The organism is Streptomyces sp. NPDC031265 (assembly GCF_055570295.1).
In genome coordinates this window covers 53,070-77,154 of sequence record NZ_JBVIHM010000017.1, presented here as the reverse complement: position 1 = coordinate 77,154, position 24,085 = coordinate 53,070, and the positions used below count along the sequence as shown (strand labels likewise).

Here is a 24,085-nt window from a genome sequence, read left to right as displayed (position 1 = left end):
GGCGCATGCCCACTTTACCGCCGGAGCCACAGGGCCCTCAGGGTTCTTCCGAAGCCGATACACATCAACTGCGGCAAGCGGCCGAGTCGTTCGGCTCCGACGCCGAGCGTTATGACCGGGCGCGACCCCGATATCCGGACGCCCTGGTGGACCGGATCACCGCCCCCACCCAAGGCGCCCGCGTCCGCGTCCTCGACGTCGGCTGCGGGACCGGCATCGCCGCCCGGCAGTTCCAGGCGGCCGGCTGTGAAGTGCTCGGGGTCGAGCCCGACGGGCGTATGGCCGATGTGGCGCGCCGGCTGGGGGTCGAGGTCGAGGTGGCAACGTTCGAGGCGTGGGATCCCGGCGGCCGGGAGTTCGACGCGGTCGTCGCCGGACAGGCCTGGCACTGGGTGGACCCGGCGGCGGGAGCGGCCAAGGCCTCCCGGATGCTGCGGCACGGCGGTCGGCTGGCGGCGTTCTGGAACGTATTCCAGCTCCCTCCCGAGGTGGCGGAAGCCTTCGCCGCCGTCTACCGGCGGGTGTTGCCGGACGCGCCGTTCAACCTCCAGGCGCTGACGAAGCAACCCCTGGACACATACGAGGCGTTGTTCGCCAAGGCCGTCGACGGGATGCGCGGGGCCGGTGCGTTCAGCGAGCCGGAGCAGTGGCGCTTCGACTGGGAGTGGTCCTACAGCCGGGACGCCTGGCTGGACCAAGTGCCCACCCACGGCGCCCTCACCCGGCTCCCGCCGGACGAGCTGGCCGAGGCACTGGAGGGCATCGGGGCCGCCATCGACACGGTGGGCGGCGGTTTCACGATGCGTTACTCGACGGTGGCGGTCGCCGCGACGCGCACCAAGACCGCCGTGTGACGGCGGCGGCCGAAAGCACGGCCACCCGTCCCCGAGGGGGGCGACGCTCTAGGCTTCACCGGTACCGGCCCGGCCGCCGATCCCGACGTCAGGAGCGCACACCGTGTTCGACCCCGTAGCGGAGAACCCGTACCCCGACAGCCTCAGGCCCGACGACGTGCCCGCACCGCACGAGTTGCTCGCGCCGGTGCTCGGCCTCCTCGGCACCTGGCACGGCCGGGGCCAGGGCGGGTACTCCACGATCAGCGGGGACTTCAGCTACGCGCAGGAGGTCACCTTCAGCCACGACGGCCGCCCCTTCCTCCGTTACGAGGCCCGGGCCTGGCTGCTCGGCGCGGACGACACCCCACTGCGCCCCTCGGCCCGGGAGAGCGGCTGGTGGCGGCTCCAGCCCGAAGGCCGGGTGGAGGCGCTGATCACCCAGCCCACCGGCATCGCGGAGATCGTGGTCGGCTACGCGGGCGAGAACACGGTCGACCTCTCCACCCACGAGGTGGCCCTCACCCCCACCGCCAAGGAAGTCGAGGCCACCCGCCGTCGCTACACCCTCACCGACGACGACACCCTCACCTTCGCCCACGACCTCGCGGCGGTCGGCCAGCCGCTCCAGCATCACCTCTCGGCACGCCTGCGGCGCAAGGCGTAGCCGCCCGATGCGGATATCGGCTCGTAAGCTGAACGGTACGGACAAGAGATCCGCACGAGGTCGGCGAACGGCCTCAGGGGCGCAACCCGCACCGCCGGAAGATCGGGGTGCTCGGCTGGTCGCTGCCGATCCTGTTCCTGCTCGTGCTGTTCTTCGTGGGGCCGCGCCGACGCACCGCGCCACGAAGACCGACACAGCGGCCCGCAGACCCTAGACCTGCGGCCAGTCCCAGCCGAGCTGCAGGAAGAAGCCGAGGCGGTCGCTGACCGCCCGGATCTCCGTGATCTTGCCTGCGGCCAGGGTGAAGATCCAGATCGCCTCGACGTCGAAGCTCCGGCCGGTCGGCTCGGGCATCCGGGGGTGCGTCCCGCCATGGACACCGCGCTGGGTGACCCGAGCGACCACACGGTCCCCCTCGCCGATCAGTTCGTCGACGCGGACGGTGAGCGGGTCGAACGCGGCGAGCTGCTGACGGAGCCCCTCGAACGCGGCACCCGGCTCATCGGCCTCACCGTGGATGATCTTGTTGTGGTCCACGACGTCGGGCGCCATGAACCGAGGCAGATCCTCCAGCCGACGGCCACTGACCGCCTCGAAGAAGCCCTGCACTGCCTTCTTGTTGTCGTCCACGACAGGCCCCCCGCATGATCGTTTACTGGCGGAGGTAAGCCTAGAGGCAGGACCGGCTCCCCCGCCAACTCCCGTCGGCGGGGCCAGTCCCCGGCCCACTTCCTCCCGCAATCGGTCAGTTGTGCCCGAACTTCCGTGGCTGCTTGTGGGAGACCTCCTGCGGGGCCGGACGCGCCATGTCCTGCGCTGCGGGCGACCTCGTCGGCTCCCTGACTTCCGCCGCCGTCGCACTGCGCTCATGGCCGCCGGTGCGGGCGCCTCGGTTCTGTCGGGTCTGTTTCTTGCCCACGACGATGCCTCCTTCAAGGGGTCCCGGAGGATGGACGACACCAGGCTCGCACACACGTACGAAGATCGCATTTCGGGCAATCAGGGCCCGGTCGGACCTCGTGCACCGCGCCCTTTCACCAGCGCACCGCGCTCGGTCCGCCGATGCCGTATCCGGTTCCCAGCCACTCGAAGAGGGGCCCCACGGACGGGTCGCTGCGCCCTCCCTCCGCTGCCCGCGGGTCTCCCGACAGGAACTCGGCCGCCAGGCGCTCCGCCTGCACGGCGGGCTCCTCGCCGGTCACCGGCCTGAACGCCCCGAACGCACCGGCGGAGCACATGCTGCCGTCCGCTCTCCGCTCGTAGTGCGCGAACAGGAGGCGAACGCGTTCGGGATCCCCCAGTTCCGCCCAGACATGGTCGAGCTCGCACGACCGGGACGAGAGCCATTCGGGCCCGGGACCGCAGCCGCTCGCCCAGCAGCCGGGCGACAGTCATCGCAGGCCACTCCCAGCCGAAGCCCTTGGACGCCCGCTCCACCTCGGCGTCGTACTGCGCGGCGTCGAACCGGTACTCACCGAAGGCAGGTCCCGTAGCGGTCGTACAGGCCGTCGGGCACGGTGACGCCGACGCCGACGACATGGATGCGTTCAGTCATGCCCCCACAGCCAGGCACCTGCTGATCGCTTGTCACACCCTTTCGGACTGCCTACAGACTGAAAGCCACTGGAGCCAGCCGGACCGACCTGCGAGGATCACTTTCGCGCCATGGCCGCTGCGCCACGGGCGCTGCTTCCAACCATGTGGAGGGTGACGATGTACGCGATATCGCTGGGCGACGACGGCGCCGAGCTGCGCCCGGTCGAGCCGTGGCAGGCAGAGGAGTTCCTCGCTCACGTGGACCGGGGGCGGGAGTTCATCGGGCAGTACAACGGCCTGCCCGACGTCGTCACCGACCTGCAGTCGAGCCGGGCGTTCCTCCAGGCGTACGCGGAGAAGGCCGCGGCCGACTCCGGGCGGCTCTACGGCATCTGGACGGGCGGCACGCTGGTCGGCGCGGTCCTGCTGCGGAAGCTGGACGTCGCCCAGGGCACCGCCGAGGCGGGTTGCTGGCTGGAACCGTCGGCGGTGGGCAGGGGACTCGTGACCCGGGCGGTACGCCTGATCATCGACTGGGCCGTCGAGGAGCGTGGAGTCCACCGCGTCGAGTGGTGGGTCTCCACCGAGAACGAGCCGAGCATCGCCGTGGCCCGGCGGCTCGGGATGACCAAGGACGGCGTGCTGCGCGAGAGCTATCTGTACCGGGGCAAGCGGCACGACGAGGAGATCTGGTCGGTGCTCGCGCCGGACTGGCGGACGGCCGGGCACACAGGCTGACTGAGCGGCACTATCAGGCAAGTTGGGGCCCGGGTGGGGGTGGCGAACAGGACCCCCCGACCTTTTGGGGTCCAGGCCATTCCCTGCCGCTCGCCCTCCCCCGCCAACCCCCCCTCCCCCCCACCCCCCCCCCCCCCCCCCCCCCCCCCCCCCCCCCCCCCCCCCCCCGGCCGTTGCGGGCTCCAGGCCGTTCCTGGCAGCTCGCCGTCCCCGGCGACTCACCGTTCCAGCCAATTCGCCCTTCCGGCCAACTCGCCGCTGTGGTCAACTCGCCCTTCCGGGCCGCGTATCGGCCAGGGACCCCTCCCCAGGGCCTCACGCTCCGCGTCATTTTGCAATCCCTAAACTGCGGGATTACGCGCCGCGTACGAAGCGCCCTAGCGTGTCCGGGACGGCACTTGTCCCTTCTCCCGACCACCTGCCCCCCACTCCCCGCAGCGGCAACTCCACGCCACGAGGGGAAGGTACGCGCGTCCGTGCACGATCAGGCCAGCACCGTGCACGCATCGTCAAGGTAATCCCGCTGCCGTCGGCCGTTGAATAAGGCGTCAGCAGACCGGAAGTCACGCCGACCGGACGTCACACCGAAGGGCAGGCAGTTGAGCACCCCATCCCCCTTTCCGTCTCCTTTACCGTCCTCCTCCTCATCCTCCTCCCCACCTCCCGCACCGCCCCAGCTCAGCACCGCGCACCTCGACACCTTCGTCCAGGACCATCTGCCTCCCGCATCCCTCCAGCCGGACACCCTGCTCGACCTGCCGACACTCCGCTTCCCGTCCCGGCTGAACTGTGCGACCGAGCTCCTCGACGGCCCCTCGGGCCCGGCGGACCGCGCGGGCCGGCTCGCCGTGCTCTCGCCGAGCGGGGTGCGCTGGACGTACGCGGAACTCCTCGCCACCGTCTCCCGCATCGCGCACGTGCTCACCGAGGACATGGGCCTGGTGCCGGGTAACCGGGTGCTGCTCCGGGGCGCCAACACCCCGATGCTGGTGGCCATTTGGCTCGCGGTGGTGCGGGCGGGCGGGGTGGTCGTGGCCACGATGCCGCTGCTGCGGGCCAAGGAGCTCGCGTACGTGATCGACAAGGCGCGCATCACCCACGCCCTCTGTGAGTCCGCTCTCGGCGCCGAGCTGGAGGCGGCGGAGGCCGACGGGCGTCCGCTGCGCACGATGTACTTCCTCGACGGGGCACGCGGAGACGGGGGCGCGAAGGCGGACCCGGACGCGGGCCTCGAAACGGCCATGGCCGAGCACTCCGACTGGTTTCCGCCCGTCGACACCGCCGCGACCGACCCCTGCCTGATCGCCTTCACCTCCGGCACCACGGGGATGCCGAAGGCGACCGTGCACTCCCACCGTGACGTGATGGCCGTGTGCTGCTCCTTCCCCCAGCACGTGCTGCGGGCCACGAGCGACGACCGGTTCATCGGCACCCCCTCGTTGGCGTTCACGTACGGCCTCGGCGGGCTGCTGCTCTTCCCCCTGCACATCGGCGCCTCCGTCGTCCTGCTCGACCGCGCCTCGCCTCAGCAACTGGCGCGCTCCATCGACGAGTTCCGTGCCACCGTCTGCTTCAGCGGCCCGACGGCATACCGGGCCATGTGCATGGACCCGGCCCCGTACGGCATGTCCTCGCTGCGCGAGTGCGTCTCGGCGGGCGAGCCGCTGCCGCCGGTCACGCGCAAGATGTGGAAGCAGCGCACCGGCCACGACCTGATCGACGGTCTTGGCTCCACCGAGATGCTGCACATCTTCATCGCGATGCGCGGCGACGAGGCCGCGACCCGGCCCGGCGCGCTCGGGCGCCCCGTGCCCGGCTACCTCGCCGCGATCATCGACGACGCGGGCCGCCCACTGCCGTACGGCGAAGTCGGCGCGCTGGCCGTCAAGGGGCCCACGGGCTGCCGCTACCTCGACGACGACCGCCAGGTGGACTACGTACGCAACGGCTGGAACCTCACCGGCGACGCCTGCTGGGCCGACAAGGACGGCTATCTCCACTACCACGCCCGGCTGGACGACATGATCGTGTCGGCCGGGTACAACATCTCGCCGGTCGAGGTGGAAGCCACGCTCCTGACCCACCCGGCCGTACGGGAGTGCGCGGCGGTCGCCGCCCCCGACGACGAGCGCGGCGCGGTGGTGCAGGCCCATGTCGTGCTGGCGAAGGGACACGTCCCCTCTCCCGAACTGGTCCTGGAACTCCAGCAGTTCGCCAAGGCCGAGATGGCGCCCTACAAGTATCCGCGCGTCATCGCCTTCTGCGACGAACTCCCCCGCGCCGGCACCGGGAAGGTCCAGCGCTTCCGGCTGCGCGGCGCCCCCGCCGACGGCTCCGGCCGGTCGGCCGAGCTGGAAGGAGCGACCGGTGACGCTGCCTCCGCCTGAACCCGGCCCGACCGGCTTCACCCAGCACAAGCGTGTCTTCTTCCATCACTGCGATCCGGCGGGAATCGTCTTCTACCCGCAGTATCTGCTGCTCATCAACGAGGTGCTCCAGGACTGGTTCGAGACGGGGCTGAACGTCGGCTATGCCGGACTGTTCGCGGAGCGCCGGATCGGCATTCCCACCGTCCGCCTCGAATGCGACTTCCTCGCCCCGAGCCGGCTCGGCGACGCGCTGGACATCACGCTCACCGTCGAACGCATCGGAAAGTCGTCGTTCGAGCTGCGTTACGAGTGCGCCGGGTCGCGGGGGCAGGACGTGCGCGCCCGGATCCGCGCGGTGCTGGTGACCACCTCGCTCGACGGCCACGGCCCGATCCCCATTCCTCAGGACATCCGCACAGCGATGGAGCGTTACATATGACGACCGACCGCACGGACCCCACGCGTACGAGCGTCGACGGCACCGGCACCACGCGGGCGGCCGATCTGATCGGTCTGATCGGGACCGACGGGCTCGGCGCCGGCAACTTCTTCCGACTGGCGGCAGCAGCGGCGAGCGAGACGACCGAGACCGTGATCGAGCTCGATCAGCCCTATCGCGCTCCTTCCGGGGGCTTACACGAGAGACTTTCGCTGTCGGCGCTCGACGAGCTCACCGACCGGGTGGCCGCCGGGTACTACGCCGACGGCATCCGCCCCAAGGACCCGGTGGCGGTCTTCGTGACGGAGAGCGTGCGCTACCTCCTGCACTACATCGCGCTGACGAAGATCGGCGCGATCCCCGTGTTCGTGAACAGCTCGCTGCCCCCGGAGATCGCGGCGCGGTTCATCGAGCACGTCGGGGCGGCCGCCGTGGTCTCCGACCCCGAGCGGCTCGCCGAGGACCGGCTGCCGATCACGTACTACAGCGAGGAGCCGTACGGTCAGGGCGCCTTCAAGCTCTTCACGCACGAGGACGACGATCCGGTGCTGATCGCGCACACCTCCGGGACCACGGGCATCCCCAAGGCCGTGCAGTTCAACCACAAGGGGTTCTTCTTCGGCATCAAGCAGCAGATCGGGGCCGACCTCGGCACGCGCATCCTGTCCGCCCTGCCGCAGAGCCACGCGTCCGCGATCTCCGTACTGATGTCGGCGGTCGCCCGACGCGCCACCACTCTCCTCGCGACCCGCCGGGGCCCCGAGGACATCGCCCTCGCCATCCAGGAGTTCCGGCCGCACCTGGTCGCGGGCTTCCCGAAGACCTTCGTCGACCTGTGCCGCGTCGACCTGGACGCGTACGACCTGTCCTCGGTCGCCCGGTGGATGTCGACCGGCGACGCCAACCACGAGCGGCACATACGCAAGCTGGTGGCGCGCGGCAACCATGTCGACCGGGACGGGAACCCGCAGGGTGGTTCGCTGTTCATCGACAACTTCGGCTCGTCCGAGTTCGGCTTCGCCATGTTCCGTACGGTTCACACGCCCACGAGCGACCGCTACCAGCGGTGCATCGGCCGGCCGTTCGGCTGGGTGGAGGTCGAGATCTTCGACGCCGACGACGAGCCCGTGGCGAACGGGACGGTGGGCCGCCTCGCCCTCAAGTCGCCCACGATCACGGGTGGTTACTGGAACAACAGTCTGCTCAGCGAGAAGAACCGGATCCAGGGCTACTGGCTCACCGGCGATCTCGCCTATCGCAGCGAGGACGGCCTCTACTACCACGTGGACCGGACGACGGACCGGATCACCACCGTGAAGGGCGTCCTCTACAGCGCACAGACGGAGGAGTTGATACTGCGTCACTTCCCCGACCTCGTCGACTGCTCGGTCGTCGGAGTCGAGAGCGGTGACGGGGGCAGCGACGGCCAGGTGCCCGTCCTGACCATCGATGTGCCATCCTCCGAGGCGGAGTTGGCGGATCTCCGATCACGTATCAACACCCTGCTGGCGGAGCGGGGCTGGCCGCCCGTCGAAAGGGTCCTCGTCAAGGGCGCCGACGAACACGTGGGCGTCACGGGCAAGGCGCTGAAGCGCAGCATGCGGGTGGCGTTCGCGGACGGCGAAGGCTGAGGTCTGCGGCCTGTTCCTGGGTGAGTTCACCAACTGTCGGTCCGGCCGCGCTGCTTCGAGGCCGGACCGACGCGTACGAGACGTCACCCTGCCAGGCGCAGGGTCCAGCGGCGCGAGGGGTCCGTGTCGCACGTGAACTGGACCAGTTGCAGGTTGTTGTCGCTGGACGTTCCGCCCGCGACCGTCGCACACTCGCGCGTCTTCACGTTGACGATCTGATAGGAGCTGCTGTCCCAGTCACTGACCTTCCAACGGCGCGAGGGGTCCGTGTCACAGGTGAACTGGACCAGCCGGAGGTTGTTTTCGCTGGACGTTCCTCCGGCGACCGTCGCACACTTGCCGGTCTGCGCGTTGATGAGCTGGTAGGAGCTGCCGTCGAAGTTGGTGACCTTCCAACGGCGTGACGGGTGTGTGTCGCAGTCGAACTGCACGAGATCGTGGTTGTTCTCGGTCGTGGTGCCTCCGGCGACCGTCGCGCATTTACCGGTCTGCACGTTGACGATCTGGAAAGCGGCGCCGGTGATCTGCGGCGCCGAGGCGGCGTGCGATGCCGGCTGTGCGATCGCGGGAACAGGCAGCAGCATGAGGCCCCCGGCTGCGAAGGCCGTGGATGCGGTCAGAAAACGGCGCGTGCGAGTGCTCTGGCGCATGGGGGTGCTCCTCTCGTGATGCAGCGAGGGAGATCAGGAGGGGCGGGCGACGCAGAGGGGACGGCCGCGCTCCGGCGCCGCGTGGGCGGTCTGCCGGTGGGCCCGCCGATCCCGACGCGGCCCGCTCCAGGGTGCGGCACCTCTCCCACTATCGGCGCGGGCGAGCGGGCCCGCAAACCGGGGAGGGCGGGGCAAGACCGGGGTCCCCAGCGCCAGTAGCCGGCATTCGGGGCGGCGGTGAGGCTGTGCCGCGGACATCCTGGAGCTCAGCTCTCAAGCCGTCGGCTCCGGCGCGATCTCGGCGATCAGCTCCTCCACCAGGACCTTGATCTCGTCGCGGATGGGGCGCACGGCTGCCACGCCCTGACCGGCCGGGTCGGCCAGCTTCCAGTCCAGGTACCGCTTGCCGGGGAAGACGGGGCAGGTGTCGCCGCAGCCCATCGTGATGCACACGTCCGACTCCTTGACCGCGTCCACGGTGAGGATCTTCGGGACCTCGGCGGAGATGTCGACGCCGACCTCACGCATGGCCTCGACGGCGGCCGGGTTCACCTCCTTGCCCGGCGCGGAGCCCGCCGAGCGGACCTCGACGCGGTCCCCGGCCAGGTGGCTCAGCCAGGCCGCGGCCATCTGGGAGCGCCCGGCGTTGTGGACGCAGACGAACAGGACGGAGGGCTTGCCGGAGGACGGGGCGGCCGAGGACATGGCGCCTACTTTCGACTTCGTTCGCTGGCGGAGGTCCGGGAGCCCATCGAGATCAGTACGCACTGGTATCAGCTCCGAATGATGTGACAGTATCAGCCCATGATGACGTCAGTCGACACTGATCTGATCCGGGTGCTGGCCGACCCGCTCAGGCTGCGGATCGTGACCCTGCTCGCCCACGAGACGCTGTGCACCACACACCTCGTGGAGGAGACCGGCGCCAAGCAGACCAACCTCTCCAACCACCTCAAGGTGCTGCGCGAGGCCGGAATCGTCGACACGGAGCCGTGCGGGCGGTTCACCTACTACCGGCTGCGCCCGGACGTCATCGAAACCCTCGCCGGTCAGTTCACGGACCTGGCCCGCACGGCCCGTACCACCGCCGAGGCGAACCTCAAGCGATCCTGCCCATGACCTCCCGCCTCACCCGTACGAGGAGAACCTTGACCGCCACCGAGCCCGTCGGCGCCGCCCCCGTGGAGGCCGTCGTAGCCGCCGGCACGCCCCAGCCCGCGCCCGGCGCCACCCCTCCCCGCGCCCCGCTCACCGCCCGGGCCGCCGCCGAGTTCACCGGCACGGCGGCCCTCGTGGCGGTCGTGGTCGGCTCCGGCATCCAGGCCACCGAACTCACCCATGACGTCGGGCTCCAGCTGCTGGCCGACTCGCTCGCCACCGTCTTCGGCCTGGGCGTGCTGATCGCCCTCCTCGGCCCGGTCTCCGGCGCCCACTTCAACCCCGCCGTCACTCTGGCGGAGTGGTGGACCGCCCGGCGCGGCGGCGCAGGAGTCACGGCCCGCGAGGTGGCCGTCTACCTGCCCGCGCAGATCGCCGGCGCGATCGCGGGTGCGGTCCTGGCGGACGCGATGTTCGGGGAGCCGCTGGTGAAGTGGTCCACGCACGACCGCTCCGCCGGACACCTGCTGCTTGGCGAGGTGGTGGCCACGGCCGGGCTCATCCTGCTCATCTTCGGCCTGGCCCGCACCGACCGCCTCCGCTTCGCCCCGGTCGCGGTCGCCTCCTACATCGGCGCCGCGTACTGGTTCACCTCGTCCACTTCGTTCGCCAACCCGGCGGTGACGATCGGCCGGGCGTTCACCGACACCTTCGCGGGCATCGGACCCGGCTCGGTCCCGGCGTTCATCGCCGCCCAGCTGGCGGGGGCGGCGGTGGGGCTTGCCCTGGTCGCGGTCATCTTCGTCCGGCCCAGCACAGACCCCCAGCCCACCCTCGCCTCCTGATCAGGAGTCAGCGTGCGGCGGCGGTGAGCAACTGCCCCATCGCCGCCAGCACGCCGGGCTCCACCCGGTAGTACACCCACGTCCCTCGCCGCTCGGAGCTGAGCAGACCGGCGTCCTTGAGCTTCTTCAGGTGATGGGAGACGGTCGGCTGCGAGACGCCGACGTCGGAGATGTCGCACACGCACGCCTCCCCGCCCTCGTGTGAGGCGACCAGCGAGAACAGCCGCAGCCGCACCGGGTCCCCGAGCGCCTTGAACATCTTCGCGGTCCGCTCGGCCTCCTCCGCCGTCAGCGGTCGCTCGGTCAGCGGCGGGCAGCACGGGACCACCGGCCCAGTGAGGACCGGCAGCTGCACCACACCCTGATTCGACATACGCCAATATTGACATCTGTCGATGCAGAGAGCAAGCTCGAAGACGTCCGAGACATCGATAAACGTCGAATCAGAAGATAGACGCGCCCGTCACTGGAGCACCCGATGAGCGAGAACCCCACCACCCCCGCCCTCCCGACCGTGGTCATCGGAGCCGGACCCATCGGCCTGGCCGCCGCCGCCCGGCTCGTCGAGCGCGGCATCGAGCCCCTCGTCCTGGAAGCCGGTTCCACCGCCGGCAGCGCGGTGCGCGAGTGGTCGCACGTACGCCTCTTCTCCCCCTGGGCCGAGGTCGTCGACCCGGCCGCCGAGAAGCTCCTGGCGCCGACCGGCTGGACCAAGCCGGACGGCGCCGCCTACCCCACCGGCGGCGACTGGGCCGCCCGCTACCTCCAGCCGCTGGCCGACACCCTGGGCGGCCGGGTCCGCTACGGCACCCGCGTCACAGGTGTCTCGCGCACCGGCCGCGACCGCGTGGTCGACGCCGACCGCGACCGGCAGCCCTTCACCGTGCACGTGGTGAACGCCGAGGGAGCCGAGGAGCGCCTGCTCGCCCGCGCCGTGATCGACGCCTCCGGCACCTGGTCCACGCCCGGCCCCCTCGGCGGCGACGGCCTCCCGGCGCCGGGCGAGCGTGCGGCGGCCGAGCGGATCTCGTACCGCGTCCCCGATCTCAAGGACCCTGCCGTACGCGCCCGTTACGCGGGCAGGCGCACCGCCGTGGTCGGCTCCGGCGCCTCCGCCTTCACGGCTCTCGCCTCCCTCGCGGAGCTGGCGAAGGAGGCCCCCGGTACGCACGCCGTATGGATCCTGCGGCGCGGTATCGGCGGCTCCACCTTCGGCGGCGGCGAGGCGGACCAGCTGCCCGCGCGCGGCGCGCTGGGCCTCGCCGCCAAGGCCGCCGTCGACCACGGGCACGCCGACGCGGTCACCGGGTTCCGCATCGCCGCAGTGGAGCGGACGGCCGACGGGCTCGTCCTGGTCGGCGACGACGGCCGGCGGCTGGAACCGGTCGACGAGGTCATCGGTCTGACGGGCTTCCGCCCCGACCTCTCGTACCTCCGTGAGCTCCGCCTCGCCCTCGACGAGCGCCTCGAAGCCCCGATCGGGCTCGCTCCGCTGATCGACCCCAACGTCCACTCCTGCGGCACCGTGTACCCGCACGGTGTCAAGGAGCTCTCCCATCCGGAGAGCGGCGTCCACCTGGTCGGCATGAAGTCCTACGGCCGCGCCCCGACCTTCCTCGCCATGACCGGCTACGAGCAGGTCCGCTCCCTCGCGGCGGCCCTGGCGGGCGACCACGAAGCCGCCGGACGCGTCGAACTCACCCTGCCGGAGACCGGGGTCTGCGGCGGCGCGGGCCTGTTCGACGAGCCGGAGGCCGAGGCGCCGGGCGGCGGCTGCTGCGCCGCCCCCGCCACCCTCCAAATCGGCGCGGCCTCGCCCGGCTGCTGAACTCCCTTTCTTCACAAGGCAGTTCAGCCCTCGGCGCGCTCCGCGAAGACCTCGCGCGCCGCGGCGACGCCGTTGAGGGCCGCGGGGAAACCGGCGTATCCGGCCATCTGCGTGATGACCTCGACGACCTCCTCGCGGGTGCCGCCGACGTTGAGGAGGCCGTGGATGTGCACGCGCAGTTGCGGGGCGGCGGTGCCCAGGGCCGTGCACATGGCGACGCTGGCCAGCTCACGGGACTTGAGGTCGAGGGCGGGGCGGGAGTAGACGTCGCCGAACGCGAACTCGATGATGTAACGCGCCAGGTCGGGAGCGATGTCCTGGAGGGAGGCGACGACGGCGTCCCCCGCGTGCCCGTCCACTTCGGCGAGCTTGGCGAGCCCCCGCTCGTACCGCTGGTCGCGCTCACCCGTCCCGGTCGGCTCGTAGGCGAGTCCGGGCCGCGCCCGGAACGCCTCGCGCGCCACCGCGATGCCGTTGAGCGCGGCGGGCACACCCGCGTACACGGCGGTGTGGATGAGCACCTCCACGACCTCTGCCGGGGTCACGCCCACGTTCAGCGCCCCGTCGATGTGGAAGCGCAGCTGCGCGGCGGCCGTCCCCATCGCGGACAGCGCGGCCACGGTGGCGACCTGGCGCTGCTGGAGGGTGAGCCGGTCGTTCGCCAGGAGCTCCCCGTAGCCGAAGGAGACCGTCATCCGGCCGAGGTCGGGGGCGATGTCCGCGGTGCTGTCGAGCACGGCGGGCCGCTCCCTGCCGCCGACCTTCTGCAACAGCGCGAGGCCGCGCGCGAAGCGCTCGTCGGCGTCGGTGGCGGCGGGAGAGGCGGGGGAAGTGGTTACGGAGTTCTGTGCGCTGTCCATATGACCGAAACTAGAGCCTGGAGCGCACTCCAACGCAAGCGGACTGCCTCCGGCAAAGGAAATCGCCACGGCCCCGGCCACGGCGCACCGAGGCGACGGCAGCTCACAGGTGAGGAAGAACAACGTATGGCAGATGAGATTCCGACGGGCGGGCAGTACGTGGAGCTGTCACCACCCGCCCCGAGGACCACAGCCGGCACGGTCGAGGTATGGGAGTTCTTCTGGTACGGGGATCCGCACTCGTACGCCATCGAGCCGACCGTACGCCGCTGGGCGCGGAGGCAGACCGGGGTGACGTTCGTACGCGTCCCGGCTCCCTTCGGCGGGCCGTGGGACGCCCACGCGCAGATGCACTTCGCGCTGGAGGCCCTGGCGCACGCCGACACCGAGACGATGCGGGCCGTCCACGAGGCCGTCCAGCACGAGGGGAGGCGGCTGGCCGAGCCCGACGAGCAGGCGGACTTCCTGGCCCGGCTGGGCGTCGACCGCGCACGGTATCTGGCGGTCCTCAACTCCTTCGGGGTGAAAGGGCAGTTGGCCGCCGCCAAGGCGCAGGCGCGGAGGGCCGGTGTCGAGGGCGTCCCGACCTTCCTCGTCAACGGGAAGTACCGGACCGACCTCAAGACCGCGGGCAGCCCCGCGGACTTGATGCGGGTGGTCGAACGGCTCGTGGCCATGGCGCGTACGCGGTAGCTACGGTCCCACCGGCCCCCGGTCGGCCCCCATCTGGCGAGCAGGACCGATACTTCATCACCCCGGGGAGTGATCCTCCGCACCACATGTCGGTGACGCGGCGGCGATGGGCAAGGCAGCAGCGAACCAGTGCCGACGGCGGTACACGACAGACGGGAACGCCTCTCCGCCCCTCCCTTCCGAGCTCAAAACCGGTGACATCATCCTCACAGTCGGCACGGGACACGTCTCCCGTGTTCGTGGCCGACCGGCGGCGCATCACCTGCGACGCCGGGCTGATCTGCGTCGATCTGCGCACCGGGCGGACCGTGCGCCGCGACGAAGGCCTCGTGCTCGTCGAGAGACGAAGTCGGCCGAGCACCTCACCGAGGCGGACCGCCTCCTGCACACCCGCCGTGTGCGGCCCGCCGTCTTCACCACGTACTGCGGCGCCCTCGCCGTGCTGCGCCGATTCCTCCCCGCCAACCGCCGGCGCCGCGCAGCCCGCCCGGCGTTCACCCCGGACGGGGCGGGCCCGCCATGAGGTTGCCGGAGCGGGTTCCGTAGGCTCGGCCGCGAACTACCGCTCCCCGGGGGACAAGGCCGGCACATGGGACTGCGACTCAAGATAGGGGTCACGATCACCGTGACCGCCACCCTCGCGGCGATGGTGACCGCGAGCCAGGTACCGGTCCTGCTCACCAACCGCGAGTGCGACGTGCAGCTCGAACGTCTGGCCTATGCCTCTCGGCTCACCGAGCAGCAGGGCAGGCCCGCCCTGGGCCTGAAGGTCGACCCGCCCGAGCTGCCCGGCCCGCTGCGCACAAAGGTCCTCGGGGGCCACCCGGCGACCTATGTGCAGAGCACCGGCCACGGCAACGTGATCTGGGCCGCCGAAATGTCGGACGACGGCGCCGTGCTCGCCATGCACACCGCCTCCAACGGCCTCAGTGACGAGGTCGAGCGCGTCATGTGGCAGTCCGGCGCGGTCGGCACCGGTGTGGCGACGGTGATCGGGCTCGGCCTGGCCACCCGGTTCGCCAGGCGGCTGAGACGGTCCGCGCGCAGCGCCGAACAGATCGCGGACGGCGATCTGACCGCACGGCTGCCGGAGACCGGCCGGGACGAGATCACCACCCTCACCCACGCGGTCAACGCCATGGCCGACGCGCTCGCCGCCCGCCTTCAGGCCGAACGCGAAGTGACCGCGAACATCGCCCACGAGCTGCGCACCCCGGTCGCGGGGTTGATCGCGGCCGCCGCGCTGCTGCCGGACGGCCGCGCCGAGACCATGGTCAAGGAGCGGGCGGGCCGGCTGCGGGACTTGATGGAGGACGTACTCGAAGTGGCCCGGCTCGACAGCGGTACGGAGGCGGCCGAGCCGCGCTGGGTGGAGCTGAGCGCCCTGGCCCGGCGGGTGGTGCGAGCGGCGACCGAGGGGCGCACCGCCACGGACGGGGCCGCACCGGACGTGCGCGTCGACGTGGTCACCGACGCCACCGTGGAGACCGATCCGCGCCGTGTGGAGCGCGTGCTGACCAACCTGGTCACCAATGCCCTCCGGCACGGGGCCGAGCCCGTCCTGGTCGAGGTCGACGGCTCGACCGTACGTGTACGGGACCACGGCACGGGGTTCCCGGAGCACCTCATCGCGCAGGGCCCGCAGCGCTTCCGTACCGGCGCGGAGGGGACGGGCCTCGGCCTGGGGCTCACCATCGCAGCCGGCCAGTCCGCGCTGCTGGGCGCACACCTCACCTTCGGCAACCCCACCGACGGCGGCGCGCTGGCGACACTCACCCTTCCCGTCACACCAGAAGCCGGCCGGTGACACCACGCTCCCGCGTTCGCGGGAGTGGTGCCACCGGCCGGCCTGTTGCCTCGCGGGGAGCGTCACATGGGGTCGATGCCGCCGCTGCCCGTCTGGTTCGCCTGCTTGCTCTCCTCCTGCAGCCGACGCGCCTTCTCCTTCAGCCGCTCACGCTCGGCCGGGTCGTTGGCGCGCTCGGCAGCCTGCTCCAGCTGCTCCGCCTTCTGGCGCATCTGCCGGGAACGGCCGCCGGACTCGTCTGCAATGCTCATGATCACTCCTGAGATCTGGGGGGGGAAGCGGACGCCACCAGCGAATCAGCGCCGCGCGCCCACCGCATCCGGAACGGTCACGCACCGCTATCCCCGCAGGACAGGCCACTCGTACGGCGCCGGGTGGGATGCCCATGGGAGACGGGCGTGCTCTGCTGGCCCTGGGTACGGACCGTCACGTGGCGGTGGGGAGGCAGGAAACCCGTTCCGCAGAGGAGAACCGATGGCGATTTTGATGCAGGCCGAGCTGCCCGGTGTGACGACGGCCCAGTACGACGCCCTCAACGCCAAACTACAGGCTCAGCCCGGCAACCCCTTCGAGGGATGTCTGGCGCACATCTGCGTCCCGGTGGGCGGGGGTTTGCAGATCTCCGACCTGTGGGAGTCCGAGCAGGCCATGAGGAAGTTCATGGAGGTCGTGATGCCGCTCGCGGCCGAGGCCAACCTGCCCCAGGGCCCCGAGCCGAAGATGTCTCAGGTGCACAACTACTGGGTACCGCCCGAGGCGTAGACACATCGTCCGGGTGCGACGCCGACGACTGCGGGCGCCTCGCATGACGACAGCCCCCGCGCGTAACTCGTGATCGTTTCCCGCGTTGGTCAGGCCGGGCCGGGTGCCCGGTCCATCGCCGGATCAAGACGAATGCGTGAGGTCGCTCACCGTGCACACCATCGCCAAGAAGATCGTCGCGGGAATCGGGACCGCTGCCGCGGCGCTCGGCTGTGTCATCGCCGCCGGGCCGCCGGCAGCCGCGGACGGCAAGTGGTGCAACAACTCGGTCTGCATCCAGACGTACGACATCGGCACCTATCTGGGCCGGGTCGAGGTGTCGGTGATCAACACCAACCAGCCGCACCGCATCAGCGCGCGTGTCTGGACCACCAACGGCTGGAGTGCCAACACCAAGGTGGAGGACGTCGCCGCGTTCCGGACCTACCGGGACCAGGCGTACCCCCAGCGTCACTTCCCGGCGGGCACCCGGCTCTGCGCCGAGGGCTTCCGCGGCGGCGACAGCGTGGGCCTGCCCTGCGTCACGATCACCAACTGACCGTCCTGGCCCGACGATTCAGCACACCGCACCTGGTCACAGCATGGCCAGGTGCGCCTCCACGTACGGGACCGCCACCGACTCCGCCGGGTGTGCCGAGCCGAGCATCGGGTGGACGTTGACCTCGAACACCACACCGCCGTTCTCGACGGCGAGGTCGACGCCGCCGAAGCGCAGCCCCACGGACTTCGTGGCGGCGACCGCCAGCTCGCAGAGGTCCAGGGGCAGGTCGTCCACCGGCAGGGGGGCGCAGGCCGCGCCCTGAGCCTCGTTGCAGGGCGCGTCGGGATGCGTCTGGACGTGTTCGCACGCCTGCACCGCGCGCCCGTCCAGCACCGACACACGGAACTGGTGGCGTTGCCCGGCGGCGTTGAAGTTCTCGGCGTCCCGCGAGATCAGCCAGTCCTGCTCGGAGTCGGCGTAACGGGCGAGCGCCTGGAAGAGCTGCTCGAACGTGGTGATGTGCAGAACGTCGTTACCGCAGGTCCCGACAGCGGGCCGGGCCCAGACGTCGCGGCCGAGCCTGTCGAACGCCGTGGCGGCCGCGTCCACGCTCGGCCGCGTCAGGGTGACGGTCTCCATGTGCGGAATGCCGTGGAGCGCGAACCGCGCCGTCGTGAGCTGCTTGTCGGTGGCCGCCCGCCACGCGCCGGCGTCCGTCCCGAGCGAGACCGTCCCGTACCGTTGCAGCAGCCGTTGGAACGGCTCGAAGCGGCGGCGCTCGGGCGGCTGGACCTCGTAGACGAGCACGGCCGACGGGGTGAGCAGCAGGCCCTCGGACGGCACCTCAAGGCGCACCACGGAGTCCACGACGTGCGTCCGGCCGGGGCCGCCGGTCAGGAAGTGCCGCGCGTCGACCAGCACCGGCGGCCGTCCCGTCAGAAGCTCGACCGCGGCGGCCAGAGCGGCACGACTGCCTTCCATCGAGCTGTGATCCGTCATCAGAACGATCTCGCGGTCACTCATCCCGGCTTGGTCCCCTTGCCCCCTCGCGGCCGACGCGAAGGATGAAGAACCTGCTGCGGTACTGCGGACAGAGGCGCCCCCCGAATCTACGGAGGCGTCGCGCCGGGCCAAAGTAGGCTTTCCGTCAACCTGGCAGGGCGAGCGGTCCTGTCAGCGGTCCCACAAGACAACCGTCAACCGTCCACTCCGCCCTGCCCCTTCCCCCTCACGGGCCGGAACCAGTGTGACCCTGGCGTCCAGGCCCCCCCTTCTTGGCCCGGAAGGCGACGAGGTCTTCGCGCCGCGCAGCCGCAGCCGGCGCTGCTCCCGGCTCAGCACCCGGATACCGAACCGAGTGACCCAGTTCGACGTGCCCTTCGACGCCCGACGTCAAAGATCAAGCAAGGGCTGTCCCGTAATCCCGGCGGATCAGCCCACGGCGTCAGATGCGGTGCATCGCAAGACGGAGGGGCGTCCTCATACTGGGCGTATTCGGGCGTTCCGACAACGCAGCGAGGTGCCGTAGCTGTCGTCGTACGCCCGCCCGGGATTACGGGACATCCTCTTAGACGGCTTCCTGGCTTTTAGATCAGGAAACGCCCCATGCAGACGTGCGACAGAAGTAGTTGTAGATCCCGCCCTTGTACAGGCAGACGGTCAGTCGAACACCGGTTCCGTCGGCGATGTCATCCGAGTTCCTGTAGCAGGTCGAATCATGACCTGCGTCTCGCACACTCTTGAGGACCTTGCCGCTGGAGTTGTAGAGCGTGGCTATGACTCCGTAGCCGTCCGTCTGCTCGTCGCAGACCACCAGACCGTCGCCATCCCAGAGGAATGTCGCTTTGCCTCCGGGGTTGTCGTCGATGGTATAGGTGTAAGGAATGTCCTTTCCTGCAGCCTGCGCGGGAGCTGCGGCGATCAGCAGCCCTGCGAACGCGACGGCGATAACTGCCGAGGACCTAGCATTGAGTCTCACGTTTCCCCCAGATTGGTCTCAGTGATTTCTCCGTGCACAGAGGATGCCGACAGGAGCTTTCTGAATCCGAGTTCGCCCCCCGTATCGGCGTCACCCTCAGCCGGAGTCCACACTGCCCGGGCCCGCCCGGCCCGTCGTTAGCGTTCGGTGGCCGTCTCCTTGTCAATGAGTCCACGGGCGCCGTCGCGGAACTCGCTCGGCGGCACCCCGTACGCGCCCTTGAACGAACGGGTGAAGTCCGCCGCCCTCGGAAACCCCCAGCGCGCGCCGATCACGTGGACGGGCGTGGCGCGCTGCGCCGGGTCGGCCAGGTCGCGGCCCGCGCGCTCCAGGCGCTGGCGGCGTATCGAGGCGGCGACGGTCTCGCCCTGCCCCTGATAGAGGCGGTGCAGGTGGCTGAGCGAGATGTGATGCGCGGCGGCGACGGTGGACGGGGTGAGGTGCGGGTCGCCGAGGTGCCGTCCGATGAACGACCGCACGCGCACCACGAGGGCGCGGCGGCGCGTCTCCGGGTCCAGCGTGTCCTCGGCTTCGGCGGCCCCGGCGAGCAGTGCCGACAACAGGTCGAGGACGACGGTGCCCAAGCGCGGCCCGTCGGCGGGCCGGTAGCTGCCGGAGTCGTCGGAGATCTTGAGCAGCATGGTTGCCAGCAGCCCGCCGACACCGGTCCGGCTACTCAGCGGACGGTCGGCCAGCCGCGCCATCAGCCGGTCCGTCGCTGCGGCGGGCGACGGCAGCAGGTGGCGCGGTACGAACAGGCCGGTCCCCGCGATCAGGCGCGGTCCCGGGTGGCGGCTGGTCACCGCCTCCACGACGTGGGGGTGCGACGTGTCCTGGATCGTGATGCCTCGGACGGTACGGACGGCCGTACGTCCGTACTGAACAAGCCGCTGCTCGCCGTACAGCGGCACCGCCACCTGCACCAGCTCCGGGTCGGAGGCCCGGATCAGCTTCTCCGTCCTCCGTGTCGTCATCGGCGCGTGCTCGGTCCTCCACAGCCGGACATCCCCGAGCGGCAGCACACGCAGCGTGGCCGGGAAGTCGGGCCCGTGCTCGCTGCTGATCTGGGTGGGTACGTAGCTGCGGGAGAGGTGGTCGCGCCAGTACTCGAAACGGTCTGCTGCGGGAACGTCCTCACTGCGGAACACCGACTCCTTGAGCATCTCCCCATACCCTCCCGTGAGTTGTGCTGGCCTCTCCCAGTTCACACTCGCACGCGGCCGGAGCGGCGGCATCCGCCTCCGGGCCGATGTGCGGGACGCCACGCCGCCGCTCAGCGCCGGACGCTACGGCTGCTGGCGCTCGCCGATCTGCCCACAAGCGACGACCGATACCGACGGCGGCGGCGGCGAATGCTGACTTAAGACGGTGTCCTACATGGTGAGTTGGGGTGGGCCGCTTCGGTCGCGGCCGTGCTCGTCGGGCTGGATGTCGATTCCCTCAACAGCATTGCGCTGCTTGGTTCTTGCTATTGCCACGCATCCTGCACTCCGCGCCCGCCCACCGGGGCGGTGAACCCGCCGACCGGCCGACTTTCGCTCCACCCCGTGTACGCCTCCGCGAGATACGTCGAGCCCGCCGGGGAGTCCACCACCGCCGCCAGTTCGGCGAGCTGGCGGCGTACGTCGAAGTCGGTGGCGCCGGGGGCGCGGTGGAGCATGGCCGTCATCCAGTACGAGAAGTGCTGGGCGCGCCAGACGCGGCGCAGAGCCCGGGGGCCGTACTCGTCGAGGGCGGTGCGGTCGCGCTTGGTCAGGGCGGTCTCCAGGGCCTCGGCGAGCAGCCGCACATCGGCCAGGGCCAGGTTGAGGCCCTTGGCACCGGTGGGCGGGACGGTGTGGGCCGCGTCGCCGGCCAGCAGCATGTTGCCGTAGCGCATGGGCTCGCACACGAAGCTGCGGAAGCGGAGGACCGAGCGGTCGGTGACCGGGCCCTCTTTGAGGGTGAAGCCGTCCGCGCCGCGCACCCGTGCCTGCAGTTCCGCCCAGATCCGGTCGTCCGGCCAGGCCGCCGGGTCCTCGTCCGGGTCGCACTGGAAGTACATGCGCTGGACGGATTCCGTGCGCTGGCTGATGAGGGCGAAGCCGCGCTCGGAGTGGGTGTAGACGAGCTCGGGGGAACTGGGCGGTGCCTCGACGAGGACGCCGAACCAGGCGTACGGGTACTCGCGGAAGAAGTGCGTGCGCGCCGCCTCGGGCACCGCGGACCGGCACACCCCGCGCGACCCGTCGGCGCCGACCAGGATGTCGCAGCGTAACTCCCGCGCCACTCCGTCGGCGTCGGTGAACAGGATGCCGGGGCGCTCACCGGTCAGGTCGGCCACCCGGGTGTCCGAGACGCCGAAGCGCACGTCTCCCCCGTCGCGTTCGCGGGCGTCGGCGAGGTCGGTGAACACATCGGTCTGCGGGTAGAGCCACACGCTCTCCCCCACCAGTGCCCGGAAGTCCACGCGGTGACTCTCGCCGCCGAAGCGCAGCTCGATGCCGTCGTGCGGGCGGCCGTCGCGGCGCACCCGGTCGGACACCCCCGAGTCGGTCAGCAGGCGGACGTTGTCGGCCTCCAGCATGCCCGCGCGGCTGGTGCCCTCGATCTCGGCGCGGGTGCGGTGGTCGACCACCACCGAGTCGATCCCCGCGCGAGCGAGCAGGTGCGACAGCATGAGCCCGGCCGGGCCCGCGCCGACTATGCCGACCGCGGTCCGGATGGGGGCTTGTGGCATGGCTCGTCCCTTCGAGTCGAACGGAGGCCGTGCTCCGCCACCGGTCCGTCCGGCGCGTCCCGCAAGACATTAACTCCCCTCGGCCGCTGTCCAGTTCCCCGTTCCGAACAGCCCCGGGCCACTTTGGTCCGCTCTGGTCCGTACCCCCGGCCGAAAATAATCCGGTTGCCCTGATGATCAGGACTGTCCGAATCGGAACTTGCGACTCCTCTATGCCCTCGCGAAAGTTGAATGCAGTACTCACCGATGCGAAAGGGGAGCTCAGTGGTCTCCACTGCCTCCACGGGTCGCCCTCGCGGGCGTGGCATGCACCGGCGCGAGGGCACCCCGTCCCACCACGCCGGAAGGCGACCACCGGCGCCGACCATGGCTGAAATGACACTCTCACCACCGTCACCAACGCATGGGGGATCATGTCGACAGTTCCTGACTTAGCGAACGAGGACCGCGCCGATCACTTCCTTCCGCTCCAGCGGTACATCAGTGAGCACTCCGTCTCCCTGCCCATCGAATCGCTGCTGCCCGCCGATTCCCCTCGCCTCAACGGCGAGAGCACGGAGCATGTACGGCTGATCGCGGAGCTGGACGACGAACCGCAGCCGATCATCGTGCACCAGCAATCCATGCGGGTGATCGACGGGATGCACCGTCTGCGGGCCCGGGCCGAGCGCGGCGACACCACCATCCGGGCCCGCTACTTCACCGGAAGCGACAACGAAGCGTTTCTGTTCGCCGTCCAGTCGAATACGAAACACGGTCTTCCGCTGACCCGGGAGGATCGCAGAGCCGCCGCGGAGAGGATCATCAAGGCCTTTCCGAGTATGTCCGACCGAGCGCTGTCGAAGTTCACCGGTCTCGCCCAGCAGACCGTCGCGAGAATTCGGCAGCAACTTCCCCCCACCAGGGCCGGCACGTCGCGCATCGGCGTGGACGGGCGCGCACGACCCGTAAACCCCAAGGAGAACCGAAGGATTGCCGAAGAGTACCTCCAGGAAAACCCCCACGCCTCTTTGCGGGAGATCGCACGGGCGGCGAACATCTCCCCTTCGACCGCCCAGGACGTACGACGGCGCGCGACGCTCCAGCGAAGTTCCCCGGACCCCCAGGCGCGGCAGCCGCCGGCCCTCTCCCCGGTGGACGGACCGGGCTCCGGCCCGGAGCAGCTGCGCCACCTGGAACTGCTGGCCCGCGATCCGTCCGTGCGGCACACCGACACGGGCCGCATGCTGGTGCAGTGGCTGCGGCTGACCGCGGCCGTCAGCAAGAACCACACCGTCATAGTGAACAGCGTCCCCGAACACTGCTCCGCGATCGCGGCGCGCGCCATGCGCGTATGCATGGCCCATCTCGAAGAGTTCGCGACGGAGCTCGAGCAGCGGTAGGACAAAGGCCCGGCCCTGGCCTTTCCAAGGTGTTCCAGGAGTTGGCGTTCCAGGTGTTCGACTGCACAAGTTTGTGCAGTCGAACACCGCTTGACCCCCAACTTCCTTGACTCTTAGCCTTTTGGCACATGATCATCGAAGAAATCGGCAGCACGATTCACGTTTTCTGGTCCGCCTCATGGCGTGGAACGGTCGTGATATGAAAGAACGGCTGAATCAATTCTCTTCGGCTCCGCCGCAGACGAGAATGCTCGTCTGCGCGGACGGATCGACGACCCTGCTGCTCGACGCCCTGGTCGGCGAGCGGCTGAGCGTACGGATCGACCACCAGCAACAGGTGCCCGCCGCGCATGTCCGGCACATCGGATGCCAGATCCTCGGCGCCGCCCCCGACGCCCTGGTGGTCGACCGCCAGACCAGGATCCTCACCCCCGACGACGAGGTCATCAGCGTGAACCGGGTGGTCATCGCCGGTCGTGAGAGCGACCGCCTCGTCCCCCCGCCCGACGAACTCCTGGGCCCTTACCTCAAGAAGGTGGGGCTGGCGCTGAAGCGCGAACCGATCGCCGTGTCACGGGACACCTGGCCGCTCGGCGGCACCTCGCCCGCGTGTGTGAGCAAGGAATACATCATCGACTGCGGCAGCGCGGGCCGGGTGTACGTGCACGAGCGGTTCAATCCCAGGTTCGTTCCCCTGGAACCTCGTCACACCCTGGAGCCTCTGGAAAGGGACGGTTGATACACATGACTTCCGGAAGCACACCCCCGC

General features: G+C 70.2%; 27 protein-coding genes. 15 read left to right on the top strand and 12 right to left on the bottom strand.

The annotated features are described in order from the left end of the window. Window positions 1-5: 5 nt before the first annotated feature. Window positions 6-854, top strand: coding sequence for a methyltransferase domain-containing protein (locus tag ACZ499_RS24715; protein WP_468677988.1), 849 nt, complete (start codon window positions 6-8; stop codon window positions 852-854). 103 nt (window positions 855-957) lie between these two features. After that, a complete protein-coding gene (locus tag ACZ499_RS24710) occupies window positions 958-1,500 on the top strand; it encodes a nitrobindin family protein (RefSeq protein WP_468677985.1) in 543 nt (180 codons plus the stop codon). Between the two features lie 210 nt (window positions 1,501-1,710). On the opposite strand, the gene ACZ499_RS24705 is transcribed toward ACZ499_RS24710, so the two are convergent. From ACZ499_RS24705 to ACZ499_RS24695, 3 genes are all read right to left on the bottom strand, one after another. Then, the gene (locus ACZ499_RS24705) at window positions 1,711-2,130 is read right to left on the bottom strand and encodes an ester cyclase (protein ID WP_468677983.1); all 420 of its coding nucleotides are present in this window, start codon (window positions 2,128-2,130) and stop codon (window positions 1,711-1,713) included. A gap of 115 nt (window positions 2,131-2,245) precedes the next feature. Further along, window positions 2,246-2,419, bottom strand: coding sequence for a hypothetical protein (locus ACZ499_RS24700; protein WP_385535967.1), 174 nt, complete (start codon window positions 2,417-2,419; stop codon window positions 2,246-2,248). A 115-nt stretch (window positions 2,420-2,534) separates the two neighbouring features. Further along, on the bottom strand, window positions 2,535-2,738 hold the full coding sequence (locus ACZ499_RS24695; RefSeq protein ID WP_468677982.1) for a hypothetical protein: 204 nt from the start codon (window positions 2,736-2,738) through the stop codon (window positions 2,535-2,537). Window positions 2,739-3,213: 475 nt separating this feature from the next. Between ACZ499_RS24695 and ACZ499_RS24690 the strand changes: the two genes are divergently transcribed. The 4 genes from ACZ499_RS24690 (at window position 3,214) to ACZ499_RS24675 (ending at window position 8,213) form a co-directional block, all read left to right on the top strand. Further along, window positions 3,214-3,774 (top strand): GNAT family N-acetyltransferase, encoded by a 561-nt coding sequence (locus tag ACZ499_RS24690; RefSeq protein WP_468678140.1) that lies wholly within the window; start codon window positions 3,214-3,216, stop codon window positions 3,772-3,774. A gap of 599 nt (window positions 3,775-4,373) precedes the next feature. Beyond that, window positions 4,374-6,161: an AMP-binding protein gene (locus ACZ499_RS24685; RefSeq protein ID WP_468677980.1), complete on the top strand. Its 1,788-nt coding sequence runs from the start codon at window positions 4,374-4,376 to the stop codon at window positions 6,159-6,161. Continuing rightward, window positions 6,142-6,582 (top strand): acyl-CoA thioesterase, encoded by a 441-nt coding sequence (locus ACZ499_RS24680; RefSeq protein WP_468402195.1) that lies wholly within the window; start codon window positions 6,142-6,144, stop codon window positions 6,580-6,582. Before ACZ499_RS24685 ends, ACZ499_RS24680 begins: the two co-directional genes overlap by 20 nt. After that, a complete protein-coding gene (locus ACZ499_RS24675) occupies window positions 6,579-8,213 on the top strand; it encodes a class I adenylate-forming enzyme family protein (RefSeq protein WP_468677977.1) in 1,635 nt (544 codons plus the stop codon). Before ACZ499_RS24680 ends, ACZ499_RS24675 begins: the two co-directional genes overlap by 4 nt. An 83-nt stretch (window positions 8,214-8,296) precedes the next feature. On the opposite strand, the gene ACZ499_RS24670 is transcribed toward ACZ499_RS24675, so the two are convergent. Together ACZ499_RS24670 and ACZ499_RS24665 are read right to left on the bottom strand one after the other, a co-directional pair. Continuing rightward, window positions 8,297-8,863: an RICIN domain-containing protein gene (locus ACZ499_RS24670; protein WP_468677975.1), complete on the bottom strand. Its 567-nt coding sequence runs from the start codon at window positions 8,861-8,863 to the stop codon at window positions 8,297-8,299. Between the two features lie 273 nt (window positions 8,864-9,136). Continuing rightward, window positions 9,137-9,568: an arsenate reductase ArsC gene (locus ACZ499_RS24665; protein WP_468677973.1), complete on the bottom strand. Its 432-nt coding sequence runs from the start codon at window positions 9,566-9,568 to the stop codon at window positions 9,137-9,139. Between the two features lie 99 nt (window positions 9,569-9,667). Here ACZ499_RS24665 and ACZ499_RS24660 point away from each other — a divergent pair, with 99 nt between their 5' ends. Together ACZ499_RS24660 and ACZ499_RS24655 are read left to right on the top strand one after the other, a co-directional pair. Beyond that, window positions 9,668-9,982, top strand: coding sequence for an ArsR/SmtB family transcription factor (locus ACZ499_RS24660; RefSeq protein ID WP_385535982.1), 315 nt, complete (start codon window positions 9,668-9,670; stop codon window positions 9,980-9,982). A gap of 29 nt (window positions 9,983-10,011) precedes the next feature. Beyond that, window positions 10,012-10,806, top strand: a complete 795-nt coding sequence (locus ACZ499_RS24655; RefSeq protein ID WP_468677971.1) for an aquaporin — start codon at window positions 10,012-10,014, stop codon at window positions 10,804-10,806. Between the two features lie 7 nt (window positions 10,807-10,813). Here ACZ499_RS24655 and ACZ499_RS24650 read toward each other — a convergent pair whose 3' ends face one another. Then, window positions 10,814-11,179: an ArsR/SmtB family transcription factor gene (locus ACZ499_RS24650; RefSeq protein WP_468677969.1), complete on the bottom strand. Its 366-nt coding sequence runs from the start codon at window positions 11,177-11,179 to the stop codon at window positions 10,814-10,816. Window positions 11,180-11,284: 105 nt separating this feature from the next. Between ACZ499_RS24650 and ACZ499_RS24645 the strand changes: the two genes are divergently transcribed. Beyond that, on the top strand, window positions 11,285-12,634 hold the full coding sequence (locus tag ACZ499_RS24645) for an NAD(P)-binding domain-containing protein (RefSeq protein ID WP_468677967.1): 1,350 nt from the start codon (window positions 11,285-11,287) through the stop codon (window positions 12,632-12,634). Window positions 12,635-12,657: 23 nt separating this feature from the next. On the opposite strand, the gene ACZ499_RS24640 is transcribed toward ACZ499_RS24645, so the two are convergent. Next, window positions 12,658-13,494 (bottom strand): carboxymuconolactone decarboxylase family protein, encoded by an 837-nt coding sequence (locus tag ACZ499_RS24640; protein ID WP_468677965.1) that lies wholly within the window; start codon window positions 13,492-13,494, stop codon window positions 12,658-12,660. A 126-nt stretch (window positions 13,495-13,620) separates the two neighbouring features. Between ACZ499_RS24640 and ACZ499_RS24635 the strand changes: the two genes are divergently transcribed. Both ACZ499_RS24635 and ACZ499_RS24630 read left to right on the top strand, forming a co-directional pair. Next, complete coding sequence (locus tag ACZ499_RS24635; protein ID WP_468677963.1) at window positions 13,621-14,187, top strand: thiol:disulfide interchange protein DsbA/DsbL; 567 nt, start codon at window positions 13,621-13,623, stop codon at window positions 14,185-14,187. A gap of 589 nt (window positions 14,188-14,776) precedes the next feature. Further along, the gene (locus ACZ499_RS24630) at window positions 14,777-15,994 is read left to right on the top strand and encodes a HAMP domain-containing sensor histidine kinase (protein WP_468677961.1); all 1,218 of its coding nucleotides are present in this window, start codon (window positions 14,777-14,779) and stop codon (window positions 15,992-15,994) included. 62 nt (window positions 15,995-16,056) lie between these two features. Here ACZ499_RS24630 and ACZ499_RS24625 read toward each other — a convergent pair whose 3' ends face one another. Continuing rightward, window positions 16,057-16,245, bottom strand: a complete 189-nt coding sequence (locus ACZ499_RS24625; RefSeq protein WP_371656268.1) for a DUF6381 family protein — start codon at window positions 16,243-16,245, stop codon at window positions 16,057-16,059. A 223-nt stretch (window positions 16,246-16,468) separates the two neighbouring features. Between ACZ499_RS24625 and ACZ499_RS24620 the strand changes: the two genes are divergently transcribed. Both ACZ499_RS24620 and ACZ499_RS24615 read left to right on the top strand, forming a co-directional pair. Then, window positions 16,469-16,756, top strand: coding sequence for a hypothetical protein (locus ACZ499_RS24620; protein WP_468677959.1), 288 nt, complete (start codon window positions 16,469-16,471; stop codon window positions 16,754-16,756). A gap of 136 nt (window positions 16,757-16,892) precedes the next feature. After that, window positions 16,893-17,294 (top strand): hypothetical protein, encoded by a 402-nt coding sequence (locus ACZ499_RS24615; protein WP_468677957.1) that lies wholly within the window; start codon window positions 16,893-16,895, stop codon window positions 17,292-17,294. A 36-nt stretch (window positions 17,295-17,330) separates the two neighbouring features. On the opposite strand, the gene ACZ499_RS24610 is transcribed toward ACZ499_RS24615, so the two are convergent. The 4 genes from ACZ499_RS24610 to ACZ499_RS24595 form a co-directional block, all read right to left on the bottom strand. Continuing rightward, window positions 17,331-18,260, bottom strand: a complete 930-nt coding sequence (locus ACZ499_RS24610; protein WP_468677954.1) for an ATP-grasp domain-containing protein — start codon at window positions 18,258-18,260, stop codon at window positions 17,331-17,333. Window positions 18,261-18,828: 568 nt separating this feature from the next. Continuing rightward, entirely contained in the window at window positions 18,829-19,215 is a 387-nt protein-coding gene (locus ACZ499_RS24605) for a hypothetical protein (RefSeq protein WP_468677952.1), read from the bottom strand. 137 nt (window positions 19,216-19,352) lie between these two features. Beyond that, the gene (locus tag ACZ499_RS24600) at window positions 19,353-20,378 is read right to left on the bottom strand and encodes an AraC-like ligand-binding domain-containing protein (RefSeq protein ID WP_468677950.1); all 1,026 of its coding nucleotides are present in this window, start codon (window positions 20,376-20,378) and stop codon (window positions 19,353-19,355) included. A gap of 305 nt (window positions 20,379-20,683) precedes the next feature. Further along, entirely contained in the window at window positions 20,684-21,934 is a 1,251-nt protein-coding gene (locus ACZ499_RS24595) for a 4-hydroxybenzoate 3-monooxygenase (RefSeq protein ID WP_468677948.1), read from the bottom strand. Between the two features lie 413 nt (window positions 21,935-22,347). Between ACZ499_RS24595 and ACZ499_RS24590 the strand changes: the two genes are divergently transcribed. Together ACZ499_RS24590 and ACZ499_RS24585 are read left to right on the top strand one after the other, a co-directional pair. Then, window positions 22,348-23,316 (top strand): ParB/RepB/Spo0J family partition protein, encoded by a 969-nt coding sequence (locus ACZ499_RS24590; protein ID WP_468677946.1) that lies wholly within the window; start codon window positions 22,348-22,350, stop codon window positions 23,314-23,316. Between the two features lie 199 nt (window positions 23,317-23,515). Further along, a complete protein-coding gene (locus ACZ499_RS24585) occupies window positions 23,516-24,055 on the top strand; it encodes a hypothetical protein (RefSeq protein WP_468677944.1) in 540 nt (179 codons plus the stop codon). The last annotated feature ends 30 nt before the right edge of the window (window positions 24,056-24,085 follow it).

What these genes read in the sequence shown, in the direction of transcription:
- ACZ499_RS24585 (WP_468677944.1), top strand. Translation starts at nt 23,516, where the DNA reads ATGAAAGAACGGCTGAATCAATTCTCTTCGGCTCCGCCGCAGACGAGA.
- ACZ499_RS24640 (WP_468677965.1), bottom strand. Translation starts at nt 13,494, where the DNA reads ATGGACAGCGCACAGAACTCCGTAACCACTTCCCCCGCCTCTCCCGCC.
- ACZ499_RS24600 (WP_468677950.1), bottom strand. Translation starts at nt 20,378, where the DNA reads ATGCTCAAGGAGTCGGTGTTCCGCAGTGAGGACGTTCCCGCAGCAGAC.
- ACZ499_RS24645 (WP_468677967.1), top strand. Translation starts at nt 11,285, where the DNA reads ATGAGCGAGAACCCCACCACCCCCGCCCTCCCGACCGTGGTCATCGGA.
- ACZ499_RS24715 (WP_468677988.1), top strand. Translation starts at nt 6, where the DNA reads ATGCCCACTTTACCGCCGGAGCCACAGGGCCCTCAGGGTTCTTCCGAA.
- ACZ499_RS24690 (WP_468678140.1), top strand. Translation starts at nt 3,214, where the DNA reads ATGTACGCGATATCGCTGGGCGACGACGGCGCCGAGCTGCGCCCGGTC.
- ACZ499_RS24635 (WP_468677963.1), top strand. Translation starts at nt 13,621, where the DNA reads ATGGCAGATGAGATTCCGACGGGCGGGCAGTACGTGGAGCTGTCACCA.
- ACZ499_RS24650 (WP_468677969.1), bottom strand. Translation starts at nt 11,179, where the DNA reads ATGTCGAATCAGGGTGTGGTGCAGCTGCCGGTCCTCACTGGGCCGGTG.
- ACZ499_RS24625 (WP_371656268.1), bottom strand. Translation starts at nt 16,245, where the DNA reads ATGAGCATTGCAGACGAGTCCGGCGGCCGTTCCCGGCAGATGCGCCAG.
- ACZ499_RS24590 (WP_468677946.1), top strand. Translation starts at nt 22,348, where the DNA reads ATGTCGACAGTTCCTGACTTAGCGAACGAGGACCGCGCCGATCACTTC.
- ACZ499_RS24610 (WP_468677954.1), bottom strand. Translation starts at nt 18,260, where the DNA reads ATGAGTGACCGCGAGATCGTTCTGATGACGGATCACAGCTCGATGGAA.
- ACZ499_RS24630 (WP_468677961.1), top strand. Translation starts at nt 14,777, where the DNA reads ATGGGACTGCGACTCAAGATAGGGGTCACGATCACCGTGACCGCCACC.
- ACZ499_RS24595 (WP_468677948.1), bottom strand. Translation starts at nt 21,934, where the DNA reads ATGCCACAAGCCCCCATCCGGACCGCGGTCGGCATAGTCGGCGCGGGC.
- ACZ499_RS24695 (WP_468677982.1), bottom strand. Translation starts at nt 2,738, where the DNA reads ATGTGCTCCGCCGGTGCGTTCGGGGCGTTCAGGCCGGTGACCGGCGAG.
- ACZ499_RS24665 (WP_468677973.1), bottom strand. Translation starts at nt 9,568, where the DNA reads ATGTCCTCGGCCGCCCCGTCCTCCGGCAAGCCCTCCGTCCTGTTCGTC.
- ACZ499_RS24660 (WP_385535982.1), top strand. Translation starts at nt 9,668, where the DNA reads ATGATGACGTCAGTCGACACTGATCTGATCCGGGTGCTGGCCGACCCG.
- ACZ499_RS24670 (WP_468677975.1), bottom strand. Translation starts at nt 8,863, where the DNA reads ATGCGCCAGAGCACTCGCACGCGCCGTTTTCTGACCGCATCCACGGCC.
- ACZ499_RS24620 (WP_468677959.1), top strand. Translation starts at nt 16,469, where the DNA reads ATGGCGATTTTGATGCAGGCCGAGCTGCCCGGTGTGACGACGGCCCAG.
- ACZ499_RS24675 (WP_468677977.1), top strand. Translation starts at nt 6,579, where the DNA reads ATGACGACCGACCGCACGGACCCCACGCGTACGAGCGTCGACGGCACC.